We start from the raw sequence: 13,462 nt of genomic DNA, 5'->3' as shown, positions 1-13,462 counted from the left end.
TGAATGGATGAGTTTAAACCGGAAGACGAGTTAAAACCTGATACCAGCGATCGCCGTCCGACACGGCCTCGCAAAACGTCTTCTGCACCTAAAACGCCGGTATCGCGCCAGCGTATGATGATGGGCATCGGTGTGCTGGTCCTTTTGCTGCTGGTAATTGGCATTGGTTCAGCTTTAAACGGGCCTGATTCTAAAAAACCATCCGCTCCGGCGGAGAACGGCGCAGCCACCTCCGGCGGCAATGAAAAGAATATCGACCTTTCCGGCTCATCAGCCATGAGCGGTCAGAACGGTAGCGCGGCTGGCAGTAATGAGGCTGCATTAGACAATGGCACAGCAAACGAGGCGCCGCAGTCGGTTTCCGTTCCGCCAGTCTCTTCTACGCCAACGCAAGCCGCGCCGATTGAGACGCCGCAAAATCAGCAGCGCGTAGAGCTGCCGGGCGATCTTAATAATGCCTTGACCAATCAACAGGGGCAGGTTGATTCTGCAGCCCAGGATGCGATGAGCACCAGTTCGCTGCCGACTGCGCCCGCCACAGTGAGCGGAAACGGCGTCGATAGCAGCAATGCTCACGTTGCGCCGATCGTACCAGGCAGCAAGCCAGCGCCGACGCGCAAGCCGGTTGCCAGCCAGCCGCCAGTTAAACAGAGTCATCAGCCAGCGGCTAAGCAGAGCAGCAAGCCTGCCACTGGCCATGCGGCACCTGCTGCGCAACAAAGCGTGCCCGGCGGCAGCTATACGTTACAGCTGAGCAGCGCCTCGCGTTCAGATACGCTGAATGCCTGGGCGAAGAAACAGAACCTGAGCAACTACCATGTCTATCAGACCACACGCAACGGACAGCCGTGGTATGTGCTGGTAAGTGGTTCTTATGCTACGCCAGCGGATGCTAAGCGTGCTGTCGCCTCGCTGCCAGCGGAAGTCCAGGCGAAAAAGCCCTGGGTTAAGCCGGTTAGCCAGGTGAAAAAAGAGGCGGGACGCTAAGCCGTTCACCTCCATATTACTGTGATAATGTGCTCTGGCAGCGAATTATCACAGCCGTTGCAACGGCTTTAAAATGGCAACCTGGTTGCCATTTTTGTCGTAAGTCAGATTCATAAGCGCAGATATGCTGTCGCTATAGCCACAGCCAGATGAACAGAAGTAACCAAAACGACGGCATGAAAAAAAATCGCGCTTTCCTGAAATGGGCTGGCGGTAAATATCCTCTTCTGGAGGATATCCGCCGCCATTTGCCGCAAGGTGACTGCTTAGTCGAGCCTTTTGTCGGCGCCGGCTCCGTGTTCCTTAACACCGATTATCCGCGCTATGTGCTGGCCGATATCAATAACGATCTGATCGGCCTGTATAACATTGTAAAAGGGCGCACCGTCGAGTTTGTCAGCGATGCGCGCCAGCTCTTTACGCCACGCAACAATGAGGCGGATGCTTACTACGCGTACCGCAGCGAATTTAATGCCAGCGACGATGCTTATCGCCGGGCGCTGCTGTTTCTTTATCTGAATCGTCACGGTTACAACGGTCTGTGCCGCTATAACCTGCGCGGTGAATTTAACGTTCCTTTTGGGCGTTACCGTAAGCCCTATTTTCCGGAAGAAGAGCTCTACGGATTTGCCGAACGCGCGCAAAAAGCGGTTTTTGTTTGTGAATCGTACGATGTTACCCTGAGTAAGGCGCAGGCAGGATCGGTGGTTTACTGCGATCCGCCTTATGCGCCGCTTTCGACAACAGCGAACTTTACCGCCTATCATACCAACAGCTTTAGCCTGCGCGAGCAGCAACATCTGGCTGAGCTGGCGGTAAAACTGGCGCAGGAAAGCGCGATTCCAGTACTGATTTCTAACCACGATACCGAGCTGACCCGGCTGTGGTATCAGGATGCGGTGCTGCACGTGGTTAAAGCGCGCCGCTCGATCAGCAGAAGCATTAGCGGTCGTACTAAAGTGGACGAGCTACTGGCCCTTTTTTGCTAGGCAGTTTCGTCCGCGACCAGCGCAATCTGTCAGTATTTTTACTGGCGCATACAGTGGGAGATACGGATGAAACAATTTTTGCTGGCCCCTTCAATCCTCTCTGCAGACTTCGCCCGTCTGGGCGAAGACACAGCGAAAGCTATGGCAGCGGGAGGAGACGTGGTGCATTTCGACGTTATGGATAACCATTATGTTCCCAACCTGACCATGGGGCCGATGGTGTTAAAAGCCCTGCGCGATTATGGTATTACCGCGCCGATCGATGTTCATCTGATGGTGAAGCCGGTCGACAGCCTGATCCCTCAGTTTGCCGAAGCGGGCGCCAGCTTTATTACCTTCCACCCTGAAGCCAGCGAACATATCGACCGCAGCCTGCAGCTCATTAAAGAGCATGGTTGCAAAGCCGGTTTAGTCTTTAATCCTGCCACTCCACTGAGCTATCTCGATTATGTGATGGATAAACTGGATATCATCCTGTTGATGTCGGTCAATCCGGGCTTCGGCGGTCAGTCTTTCATTCCCGGTACGCTGGATAAACTGCGCGAGGCGCGTAAGCGCATTGACGATAGCGGTTACGATATTCGGCTTGAAGTCGATGGCGGCGTGAAAGTGGATAATATTGCCGAAATCGCTGCCGCTGGCGCGGATATGTTTGTTGCCGGGTCGGCCATCTTTGGTCAGCCAGACTATAAAAAAGTGATTGATGATATGCGTAATGAACTGGAGAAAAGTCGTCATGGCGCCTTTCACTAATATTCGCGCATTGGCCTTCGATCTTGACGGTACGCTGGTTGATAGCGTGCCGGGGCTGGCAGCGGCAGTGGATCGGGCGCTGATTGCTTTAAACTTGCCTGCGGCCGGTGTCCCGCGCGTTACCACCTGGATAGGAAACGGCGCCGATATTATGGTGCAGCGAGCGCTAAGCTGGGCGCTGCAGCGTCAGCCCGAAGCGAACGAACTGCGCGACGGCAGAGCGCTGTTTGATCGGTTTTATACCGAAACGGCGGAGTCGGGCACGACGCTCTTTCCGCACGTGGCGCAGACGCTGGAAAAGCTGAGCGCCACTGGGCTGCCGCTGGCGCTGGTGACCAACAAGCCGACACCTTTTATTGCGCCGCTGCTAAACGCGCTTGGTATCGAAAGCTACTTTTCGTTAGTGATCGGCGGCGATGACGTGGCGGCGAAAAAGCCGCATCCGGCGCCGCTGTTTTTAGTGTTAGGCAAGTTTGGTCTGCTGCCGCAGGAGTTGCTGTTTGTTGGCGATTCACGCAATGATATCCAGGCGGCGCAGGCGGCGGGTTGTCCCTGCGTGGGGATGTCATACGGCTATAACTATGGCGAGCCGATTGCCACCAGTGAACCAAACCTTGTTCTGGACGATTTCAACGACCTTTTGCCCGCATTGGGGCGGTAATTATCAGGATTTAAAAGCATGAGCAAACCCATCGTATTTAGCGGCGCACAGCCCTCCGGCGAACTGACCATTGGTAACTACATGGGTGCGATGCGTCAGTGGGTACAGATGCAGGACGATTATCACTGCATCTACTGTATTGTCGATTTGCACGCCATCACCGTACGTCAGGACCCGACCGCGCTGCGTAAAGCAACGCTGGATACGCTGGCGCTTTACCTTGCCTGCGGCATCGATCCCGAAAAAAGCACGATCTTCGTCCAGTCACATGTGCCAGAACATACTCAACTGAGCTGGGTGCTGAACTGTTACACCTATTTCGGCGAGCTGAGCCGCATGACCCAGTTCAAAGATAAATCTGCTCGCTACGCAGAGAACATCAACGCCGGGCTGTTTGATTATCCGGTACTGATGGCAGCGGATATTCTGCTGTATCAAACCAATCAGGTGCCGGTTGGCGAAGATCAAAAGCAGCATCTGGAGCTGAGCCGTGATATTGCCCAGCGCTTTAACGCGCTGTATGGCGACGTGTTTAAGGTGCCAGAGCCGTTTATTCCCAAATCAGGCGCGCGCGTGATGTCGCTGCTTGAGCCGACGAAAAAGATGTCCAAATCGGACGATAACCGCAATAACGTTATCGGCCTGTTGGAAGATCCGAAAGCAGTAGTGAAAAAGATCAAGCGTGCGGTTACCGACTCCGACGAGCCGCCGGTGGTGCGTTACGACGTGCAGAACAAAGCGGGCGTTTCTAACCTGCTGGATATTCTCTCCGCCATTTCAGGCAAAAGCATCAGCCAGCTTGAGCAGGAATTTGAAGGCAAGATGTATGGTCATCTCAAGGGCGAGGTAGCAGAGGCGGTTTCCGGCATGCTGACCGAGCTTCAGGTGCGCTATCAGCGTTATCGCGAAGATGAAGCTTTCCTTGAGCAGGTAATGCGTGATGGTGCGGCAAAAGCGCGCGCGCACGCGCAGGAAACGCTGAAAAAAGTTTATGAGGCGGTAGGCTTCGTCGCTCAGCCTTAAGCAAAAATCCCTGCCTGCGTTATCCCACCCCGGCGGGCAGGGCATCACTAAAAAATAGCGTCTTGCAAAGGGCTCTTTGCAAGACCGCTGACAGTTTATGTCATATCAGAAAGCGTGTTTGAACTCATGTTTGACTATGAAGAGAACCAGTTCAGGCTATCGCGTAGCGCAACCACCCGTCCAACGATAATCAGGCTGGGGCTGACCACCTGTGTCGCCAGCGTTTCCAGCTGGGCCAGTTCACCGCTGACCACACGCTGGCGCGTGCTGGTACCGTTTTCAACCAGCGCGACCGGCATTGATGCAGCCATGCCGTGCGCCTGCAGCTGATGCTGAATCTCACCTGCCTGTGCCAGCCCCATATAAAACACCAGCGTTTGCTGTTCAGCCGCCAGGTTAGCCCAGTCGGGCTGGTAATCCTGCTTACGGTGGCCGGTAACAAAGCGCACGCTGTGAGCGTAATCGCGATGGGTTAATGGGATCCCGCTGTAAGCGGAGCAGCCAGAGGCGGCAGTAATACCGGGCACGACGGAAAAGGGGATATTACTGTCCTTTAACGCCTCCAGCTCTTCTCCGCCGCGTCCAAAGATAAAGGGATCGCCGCCTTTTAAGCGCACTACGCGTTTACCGCGCCGTGCCTGCTCCAGCAGGATCTGATTGATCTCTTCCTGCGGCACGCAGTGATGACCAGCGCGCTTACCGACAAAAATCTTCTCCGCATCGCGACGCGCCAGCTGCAGGACATCATCGGAAACCAGTCGATCGTAAACCACAATGTCCGCCTGCTGGATTTGCTGTAACCCTTTCAGCGTCAACAGGCCAGCATCGCCCGGACCGGCACCCACCAGCACCAGTTCGCCACGTTTATCCAGCGGCTGGCTAAAGAGTTCATCGGTTAATGCAGCCGCCCGTTCTGTATCATTATTGGCCAGCGATTGCGCCAGACGATCGCTGACGAACAGCTTTTCCCAGAAGCGACGGCGCTCAGCTCCGGTTGCATATTGCTGTTTAACCCGCTGACGCAGCGATCCTGCCAGCGCGGCCAACCGGCCTAAATGCTGCGGCAGCGACGCCTCCAGCTTTTCCCGCAGCAGGCGGGCCAGCACGGGCGCCCGCCCGCCAGAGGAAACGGCAATCATTAGCGGAGAACGATCGATAATTGAAGGCATAATCACACTGGCCTGCGCGGGGGCATCTACAACGTTACAAAACAGACGACGCGCTTCTGCTGCCTCGCTCACCAGCCGATTAACCTGTTCATCGCTGGTTGCGGCGATAACCAGCCAGCATTCATCCAGCAGCTCGGCGGAAAAAGGCTGGGGCAACAGCGTGACTTCGCCAGTCTGCTGCCACTCATAAAATGGCGTACTGAAATCAAGCGCGCAAACCCGAAGCTGAGCGCCGGCATCCAGCAGTAGCCGTGCTTTACGTGCGGCGACATCGCCTGCGCCAACCAGCAGGCAGGTTCTGCCGCGCAGCTGACAAAATAGCGGTAGGTAATCCATGGTGTTCTCCCGGTTTGCCGGTTTTTATCGTGATTCGCAGGTGATGCGGCGCACAGGGTGCGCCGCGGGCAGGAACAAACTTATTTTAACCACGCTTGCGCTGAGCCCAAGCTTTAGCCGCAGGCGACCTCGACCTGGCCTTCACGCACGCGCACTGGCCAGCTGCGTACAGAACGACTGGCGTCTTCCATGCAGAGCCCATCGCGCAGACGGAAACGCTGTTTTTTCAGCGGGCTGGCGACCCATAAATCCTGTTGATGCTCAGCTATGATGCCACGCGACAGCACGCTGGCTTCGGCGAAAGGATCGATATTGCTGATAGCGTACAGTTCTTCGTCCGCACGCGGGCGGAAAATCGCAACCTGTTCACCATCAACCAGAGCGCAGACGCCGGTAGCAGGCAGGATCGCTTCTAATTTACAGACGGTTTGCCAGCGGCTCATGCCTGTTCCTCCTCTTCAACCAGTTTAATCGCGATACGCTCGTGGGGACGCGCCGGACGATGCTGTCCACGTTCTTCAACAACCTGCACCAAAGGATCGCGCTGCGGGCTATTGATAAAGTGAGCGAAACGGTTTTGCGCTTCAGGCTGTTCAAGCGTGGCTTTCCATTCGCAAATAACGCGGCTGCGTAGCTGGGCCATATCGCTTTCCAGCTGTTCATTCAGGCCTAACTTGTCATCAATAACGATACTGCGTACATAGCCGATACCGCCTTCCAGACTTTCCAGCCAGGTTGAGGTGCGTTGCAGCTTATCCGCAGTGCGGATATAGAGCATCATAAAGCGGTCGAGGTAGCGTAACAGCGTTTCTTTATCGAGATCGGCTGCCAGCAGATCGGCATGACGCGGTTTCATCCCGCCGTTACCGCACACATAGAGATTCCAGCCTTTATCGGTAGCGATAATACCGACATCTTTGCCCTGGGCTTCGGCGCATTCACGCGTACAGCCGGAAACGCCGAACTTCATTTTGTGCGGGGTACGGATGCCTTTATAGCGGTTTTCCAGCTCAATCCCGAAGCCAAGGCTGTCGCCAACGCCATAGCGGCACCAGGTGCTGCCGATACAGGTTTTCGCCATACGCAATGCTTTCGCGTAGGCGTGGCCGGTTTCGAATCCGGCGTCAATCAGCTGACGCCAAATCGCAGGCAAATCATCTTTCTGTGCGCCGAACAGGCCGATACGCTGTGAACCGGTGATTTTGGTGTAAAGGTTATACTGACGTGCAATCTGCCCAATCACCATCAGCCCTTCAGGCGTGATCTCGCCGCCCTGCGAGCGCGGGATCACCGAATAGGTACCATCTTTCTGGATATTGCCGAGGAAGTTATCGTTACTGTCCTGCAGTGGCGCGTGCTGGGGTTGCAGCACATAGTCGTTCCAGCAAGAGGCAAGCAGAGAACCAACGGTGGGCTTACAGACCTCACAGCCGTACCCTTTACCATATTTTTTCAGCAGCTCATCGAAGCTTTTAATGCCTTCCACACGAATCAGGTGATACAGCTCCTGGCGCGACCAGGCGAAGTGTTCGCACAGATGATTGTTAACTTCAATGCCCTGACGGCTCAGTTCGGCATTCAGTACCTGGGTAACCAGTGGGATGCAGCCGCCGCAGCCGGTACCGGCACGCGTTTCCGCTTTGATAGCGGCAACGGTATGGCAACCTTTCGCCACGGCCTGAATGATATCGCCTTTCGAGACATCGAAGCAGGAGCAGATCTGCGCGCTGTCCGGTAGCGATTCCACGCCCAGCGCCGGTTTCTCGCTGCCGGCATGCGCAGGCAGAATCAGGCTGTCCGGATGCTCCGGCAGCGTGATTTGGTTAAGCACCAGTTGCTGCAGCTGACCATAGTCGCTGGTATCGCCAACCAGCACCGCACCCAGCAGATACTGATTATCCGGGCTGACCACCAGACGTTTGTAGACGCCGCTTTGCTCATTCAGGTAAACGTAGCTGCGTGCGCCCGGCGTACGGCCATGCGCATCGCCGATGCCGCCTACGTCAACGCCCAGCAGCTTCAGTTTGGCGCTGAGATCCGCACCGCTGAACTGGTTTTCACGGCCTAACAGGTGATCGCTGGCGACCTGCGCCATTTTATAACCTGGTGCCACCAGACCGAAAATTTTCTCGTTCCAGGATGCGCATTCGCCGATGGCGTAAATATCCGGATCGGCGGTCTGGCAACAATCGTTAATCTGGACGCCGCCGCGTGGCCCTACCGGCAGTTCACTCTGGCGCGCCAGTTTATCCTGCGCACGAATGCCGGTAGAGAACACGATAAAATCGACATCCAGGCTGGTGCCGTCGGCAAACTCCAGGGTTTTGCCTGACGCATGATGAGCAATATTTTTAGTGTTTTTGCTGGTATGCACCCGCACGCCCATCTGTTCGATTTTTTGACGCAGCTGGCCGCCGCCTTGCACATCAAGCTGTTCAGCCATCAGCACTGGCGCAAATTCGATAACGTGGGTCTCAATACCAAGGTTTTTCAGCGCGCCGGCCGCTTCCAGACCCAGCAGACCACCGCCGATGACCGCACCGCTTTTACTGCGGCGCGCGCACTCTTCAATGGCGTTGAGATCTTCAATAGTGCGGTAGACAAAGCAGTCCGGGCCATCAGAGCCCTGAATCGGCGGGATCCACGGATAAGAACCGGTCGCCAGAATCAGCTTGTCATACTGAACGGCGCGGCCGCTGCTGGAGTGAATCACCTTTTCCTGACGGTTCAGGGTGATGGCGCGTTCACCAAGCAGCACGCGGACGCCATGTTTTTCATAGTAGCCTTCGCGAACCAGCGAGAGTTCGTCAGCGGTATGATGGGAAAAGTATGCGGAGAGATGGACGCGGTCATATGCCACACGAGGTTCTTCACAGAAGACAGTGATTTCGAACTGGCCAGGCTCGGCTTTATCGATCAGTTCTTCAATGAAGCGGTGGCCAACCATGCCATTACCAATGATGGCGAGTTTGACAGTGCTCATTTTTGCCTCAAAATTGATCTAATTGGCGCCACAATAACGCGATTATTAGCAAGCTTATTGATATGCATCAATTGAGGCGCAATATACCTCCAAGGTGGTATGTGGTTGAATTATGGGATTTTTCAGGAATGTTTGTAATATCTGTAACTTAGTGAAGCGTTGTCTACGTCGTTGGTCCTAATCCATGCTAGCCTGAATGTCCCCCTCTTTTCTTCAGGAGTCCGTTATGGCTTCCACTGAACTGCAATGGATTAATCATCTGCGTCTGCCCCAGCGTGAAGGTCTGTGGCAAATTGAAATCGCTGGCGGGAAAATTGCCGCGATCAGGCCGCAGCCAGCGTTGGCCGATCGTAGCGCTAACGCCCTTGATGCGGAAGGCGGACTGGCTCTGCCGCCTTTTGTCGAGCCGCATATCCACCTTGATACCACGCAAACCGCCGGCGAGCCCGCCTGGAATCAATCCGGCACGCTGTTTGAAGGCATTGAGCGCTGGGCCGAGCGTAAGGCGCTACTGTCGCCGGAAGATGTGAAACAACGGGCCGCCCAAACGCTGAAATGGCAAATCGCCAACGGTATTCAGCATGTGCGTACGCATGTGGACGTTTCCGATCCCAGCCTGACGGCACTGAAAGCGATGCTGGCATTAAAGCAGGAGATGGCGGCGTGGATCGATATACAGATTGTCGCCTTTCCGCAGGAAGGCATTCTTTCTTATCCTGACGGCGCGAAGCTGCTGGAAGAGGCGCTGCAACTGGGTGCCAATGTAGCAGGCGCTATTCCGCATTTTGAATTTACTCGCGAGTATGGCGTTGAATCACTGCATATCGCCTTTGCGCTGGCACAGAAATATCAGCGCCAGGTGGATGTTCACTGCGATGAAATTGATGATGAGCAGTCGCGCTTTGTAGAAACCGTGGCGGCGCTGGCGCACCGGGAAAACATGGGCGCACGCGTTACCGCCAGCCATACAACGGCGATGCACTCTTATAACGGCGCTTACACTTCGCGTCTGTTTCGGCTGCTGGCGCTCTCCGGAATTAATTTTGTCGCCAACCCGCTGGTGAATATTCATCTGCAGGGGCGCTTTGATGATTATCCCAAACGACGCGGCGTGACACGGGTAAAAGAGTTGCTGGAGGCAGGCATTAATGTCTGTTTTGGCCATGATGATGTGTTTGATCCCTGGTATCCGCTTGGCACCGCCAGCATGTTGCAGGTGCTGCATATGGGGCTGCATGTTTGTCAGCTAATGGGCTATGAGCAAATAGAACAGGGACTCAATTTAATTACCCATAACAGTGCAAAAACTCTGCAGCTGACCGATTACGGCATCCAGGTCGGCAACAGCGCCAGCCTGATTATTTTGCCAGCGGAAAACGGCTTTGATGCGGTACGGCGTCAGGTGCCGGTGCGTTACTCAATCCGGCAGGGAAGAGTGATTGCCGCCACCGAACCGGCGCGTACGCAGATCTGGCTCAATGAGGCGGAAGAGGTGAGTTTTAAACGCAATTAAGGGGGCAGGCGGAACTCGCGTTTTACCACCAGACGACGCATGAACTCAAAGCGTGTGAGGTGCAGGCAGAAGAGTAAAGCGTCCCGCGCCTGCACCTTGAATTAAAGAGCGGAACATCCGTTCCGCCCGTAAAGATCAATGATCGGCGTGACCGAACTGACGATGCTTAGTGACAAAGCCCAGCAGCAGACACATTACAAACACCACGGCGTAAAGCCCGTTAGCGGTAAACAGCGCGGCATGTGCGCCGCCTTTTGCCACAATTGGGCCGGTGACCACAAAGGTCAGCATGGTGCCAACGGTGCCGCAGGTCAGAATAAAGTTCACCAGTTTCGGCGAGGAAACGCGGGTCTGCTGCGAGCCGAGCGTGATAATGGTGGTATAGATCGCGCTGGAGAAGAAGCCAAGAGCGATAATGATCCACTTCAGCATGTCAGGCTCGCTGCTGCTGACAAACCAGTACATCAGCAGCGTTGCCAGCGCAGCCAGCACCATCAGAATGCGTTGCAAATCAAAGAAGCGCAGCACAAAACTGAACACCCACATGCCGATCATATAGGAGGTCCAGAAGTTACCCACCAGCTGTCCGGCAGCGCTAATATCCATGCCCATGGTTTTAGTGGCGTATTCCGGTACCCATGAAATAAAGCCGAGCTGGCCGAGGATATAGCAGAGCGCGGCAATGGAAAGCAGCAGTACGCCCACGCCCCATTTCTCTTTAACTACCGGCTGTGCATTATGTTGTTTCTTGCCTAATACCGGGAACTCAACGCTCAGCGTCAGCACAAAGATCGCCAGGTAGATCACGCCGATGCAGACATAAACCCAGTACCAGGGCAGATGACGCGCCAGCAACATCCCGGCGATAACCGGGAAAATCGTACCGGCCATGCTAAAAAAGGAGTCGGTAAAAAGCAGGCGCGATCCGCGCTGACGCCCTTCATAAAGATGGGTGATCAGGAAGGTGCCGATCGACATCGTAATACCGCTGACCACGCCCAGCACAAACATGCACAGCGAGAAAACGCTCAGGCTATGGCTGGTCATCAGGCCCAGCACCGCTAACACCATCAACACAAAGCCAAAAATCAGCTGGCGTTTCAGCGGCACGATTTCCATCAGCCAGGCGTTTAAAAATACCGCCACCAGGATGCCGGTGTTGAGGAAAGTAAAGGTGTTGCTCATTTCAGAGACCGGAAGCTGGAAATAGTTAGCGATATCGCCTAAAACCATCCCGGTGACAATTACCAGTGCGCCGGTGAGCGCATAGGAAAAGAAACTGATCCACGTCAGTCCAATGCGGTTACGATTAGTCATAGTTGGGGAAACCTTGAGCCAAAGGGCCTGGCTGAAGCAGCGCAGGGGTTGTCGCCGGAAGTGTAAAGAAATTTCAGCCGCGATCAAACCAACGATGAAATCACATTCATTGATTTCATCAATAATGTGATTTAAATCACCCTTTATTTGTGTGACGTTAACGTTTGCTTATCAGGTTTGTTTACGTAAATAAAGGTAAAACGCTGGCTCTTGCCTGGCATGCTCTTTACAATCAATTTCGTTTAGTTTTTGTGGCCTCAGTAAGGAATTATTCATGGTGAAACGTACTTTGACAGCGGTCGCGGCACTTTTGGCGCTGTCCACTTTTTCTGCCCCAACTTTCGCTGCGCAGGGCGATACGCACGTCCTCCTGACCACGTCAGCCGGTAATATTGAACTTGAACTGAATAATCAGAAAGCACCGGTCTCTGTTAAGAACTTTATTGATTACGTTAATAACGGTTTTTATAACAATACGACTTTTCATCGTGTGATCCCCGGCTTTATGATTCAGGGCGGCGGCTTCCTGACCGATATGCAGCAGAAGCCCACCAACGCGCCGATCAAAAACGAAGCGGATAACGGCCTGCGTAACACGCGCGGCACGATTGCTATGGCGCGTACTGCTGAAAAAGACAGCGCTACCAGCCAGTTCTTTATCAACGTTGCCGATAACGCTTTCCTGGATCATGGGCAGCGTGATTTTGGCTATGCCGTGTTTGGTAAAGTAGTGAAAGGCATGGATGTAGCCGACAAAATATCTCAGGTGCCGACCAAAAATATCGGGCCTTATCAAAATGTCCCCAGCAAGCCGGTTGTTATCCTTTCCGCGAAAGTCCTGCCCTGATTTCTCTGCCGTCGCGTCTGCGGCGGCACGCCAGCCTTCTGCAGAGCAGTAATTTGCTGCTTATACTTAGGTCACTTATTCTCTGACCGGAGGCGGTATGCCAACAAAACTGACCGAAAAGCAGAAAGCCACATTATGGCAACAGCGGCGCAACGCGAATTTTTTGGCCAGTAGTAAACTGGAAGGCTTATCTTTTGCGGAAGTGACGCTGGATGCTGAACAGGCCGCACAGCGCTTAGAGGCATTACGGAGGCAATATGGCGGCTAATGCAATGAACGGGCGCGATCCTTACTACTGGCAGAACGATGACGTACTGCGCAACCGGTTCAATTTACATGATACCGCCCAACTGCAAAAAGCGGAGGTCGCCTTTACTTCGCTGCGGGCGGCAACCATTGAGCTGGGGCCACGCAATCTGGGTTTTCCTTATCTGTGCGCTATCCACCGGACGCTGTTTCAGGATCTCTATGACTGGGCTGGAGAAATTCGCAAAATCGATCTCTATCTCGGCGATACGCCTTTCTGCCACTTTGAATATATTGAGAAAGAGGGTAACGCCCTGATGGAAGCGCTTGAGGAAGAGAATGGCCTGGCCGATCTTCCTTTTGAGCAGTTTGTGGCGCGGCTGGCGCACTATTACTGCGAAATCAATATGCTGCATCCCTTTCGCGACGGCAACGGCCGCGCGCAGCGCCTCTTCTTTGAACAGTTAATTATTCATGCAGGTTATGACATTGACTGGAGCAAGACTGAACGCGCAGCCTGGCTGCGGGCAAATGAAGAGAGCGTGAACGGCGATCTGCAGGGGCTGACCGATATCTTTAGTAACGTAGTGAGCGAGCCGAAGTAAGCGCGTAGAATAGCGGCGTTTTGGTCAGCCCGG

General features: G+C 54.3%; 13 protein-coding genes. 9 read left to right on the top strand and 4 right to left on the bottom strand.

Going from position 1 to position 13,462, the window contains the following annotated elements; all coding sequences use genetic code 11:
- Positions 1-3: 3 nt before the first annotated feature.
- The 5 genes from ACQE3Y_RS07250 to trpS all read left to right on the top strand — a co-directional run bounded on the left by ACQE3Y_RS07250 (position 4) and on the right by trpS (position 4,413).
- On the top strand, positions 4-987 hold the full coding sequence (locus ACQE3Y_RS07250) for an SPOR domain-containing protein (RefSeq protein WP_426981223.1): 984 nt from the start codon (positions 4-6) through the stop codon (positions 985-987).
- A gap of 176 nt (positions 988-1,163) precedes the next feature.
- On the top strand, positions 1,164-1,976 hold the full coding sequence (dam, locus tag ACQE3Y_RS07245) for an adenine-specific DNA-methyltransferase (RefSeq protein WP_250651528.1): 813 nt from the start codon (positions 1,164-1,166) through the stop codon (positions 1,974-1,976).
- A gap of 66 nt (positions 1,977-2,042) precedes the next feature.
- Positions 2,043-2,729 carry a ribulose-phosphate 3-epimerase gene (gene rpe / locus ACQE3Y_RS07240; RefSeq protein WP_426974043.1) on the top strand — a complete coding sequence of 229 codons (687 nt, stop codon included), beginning with the start codon at positions 2,043-2,045 and terminating at the stop codon, positions 2,727-2,729.
- Positions 2,713-3,390 carry a phosphoglycolate phosphatase gene (locus ACQE3Y_RS07235; protein WP_426974044.1) on the top strand — a complete coding sequence of 226 codons (678 nt, stop codon included), beginning with the start codon at positions 2,713-2,715 and terminating at the stop codon, positions 3,388-3,390. Before rpe ends, ACQE3Y_RS07235 begins: the two co-directional genes overlap by 17 nt.
- Before the next feature lie 18 nt (positions 3,391-3,408).
- The gene (gene trpS / locus ACQE3Y_RS07230; RefSeq protein ID WP_085068543.1) at positions 3,409-4,413 is read left to right on the top strand and encodes a tryptophan--tRNA ligase; all 1,005 of its coding nucleotides are present in this window, start codon (positions 3,409-3,411) and stop codon (positions 4,411-4,413) included.
- A gap of 134 nt (positions 4,414-4,547) precedes the next feature.
- Here trpS and cysG read toward each other — a convergent pair whose 3' ends face one another.
- The 3 genes from cysG to nirB form a co-directional block, all read right to left on the bottom strand.
- Complete coding sequence (cysG, locus tag ACQE3Y_RS07225) at positions 4,548-5,918, bottom strand: siroheme synthase CysG (protein WP_426981221.1); 1,371 nt, start codon at positions 5,916-5,918, stop codon at positions 4,548-4,550.
- A gap of 113 nt (positions 5,919-6,031) precedes the next feature.
- Positions 6,032-6,361, bottom strand: a complete 330-nt coding sequence (gene nirD / locus ACQE3Y_RS07220) for a nitrite reductase small subunit NirD (RefSeq protein WP_250651531.1) — start codon at positions 6,359-6,361, stop codon at positions 6,032-6,034.
- On the bottom strand, positions 6,358-8,901 hold the full coding sequence (nirB, locus tag ACQE3Y_RS07215; protein WP_426974046.1) for a nitrite reductase large subunit NirB: 2,544 nt from the start codon (positions 8,899-8,901) through the stop codon (positions 6,358-6,360). Before nirB ends, nirD begins: the two co-directional genes overlap by 4 nt.
- A gap of 226 nt (positions 8,902-9,127) precedes the next feature.
- Between nirB and ACQE3Y_RS07210 the strand changes: the two genes are divergently transcribed.
- The gene (locus ACQE3Y_RS07210; RefSeq protein WP_426981219.1) at positions 9,128-10,414 is read left to right on the top strand and encodes a cytosine deaminase; all 1,287 of its coding nucleotides are present in this window, start codon (positions 9,128-9,130) and stop codon (positions 10,412-10,414) included.
- A gap of 135 nt (positions 10,415-10,549) precedes the next feature.
- Here the strand turns inward: ACQE3Y_RS07210 and tsgA are convergent, their stop codons facing one another.
- Entirely contained in the window at positions 10,550-11,731 is a 1,182-nt protein-coding gene (gene tsgA / locus ACQE3Y_RS07205) for an MFS transporter TsgA (RefSeq protein ID WP_250651534.1), read from the bottom strand.
- Between the two features lie 274 nt (positions 11,732-12,005).
- On the opposite strand from tsgA, the gene ppiA reads away from it, so the two are divergent.
- The 3 genes from ppiA to ACQE3Y_RS07190 all read left to right on the top strand — a co-directional run bounded on the left by ppiA (position 12,006) and on the right by ACQE3Y_RS07190 (position 13,429).
- Positions 12,006-12,578 carry a peptidylprolyl isomerase A gene (gene ppiA / locus ACQE3Y_RS07200; RefSeq protein WP_085068531.1) on the top strand — a complete coding sequence of 191 codons (573 nt, stop codon included), beginning with the start codon at positions 12,006-12,008 and terminating at the stop codon, positions 12,576-12,578.
- Between the two features lie 97 nt (positions 12,579-12,675).
- On the top strand, positions 12,676-12,846 hold the full coding sequence (locus tag ACQE3Y_RS07195; protein ID WP_085068529.1) for a YhfG family protein: 171 nt from the start codon (positions 12,676-12,678) through the stop codon (positions 12,844-12,846).
- Positions 12,836-13,429, top strand: a complete 594-nt coding sequence (locus ACQE3Y_RS07190; RefSeq protein WP_426981217.1) for a putative adenosine monophosphate-protein transferase Fic — start codon at positions 12,836-12,838, stop codon at positions 13,427-13,429. Before ACQE3Y_RS07195 ends, ACQE3Y_RS07190 begins: the two co-directional genes overlap by 11 nt.
- The last annotated feature ends 33 nt before the right edge of the window (positions 13,430-13,462 follow it).

It is taken from the genome of Pantoea sp. FN0305, assembly GCF_050113845.1.
Taxonomy (GTDB): Bacteria; Pseudomonadota; Gammaproteobacteria; order Enterobacterales; family Enterobacteriaceae; genus Mixta; species Mixta alhagi.
Note: the sequence above shows the minus strand (reverse complement) of the source record. Positions and strands in the feature narration are given on the sequence as shown.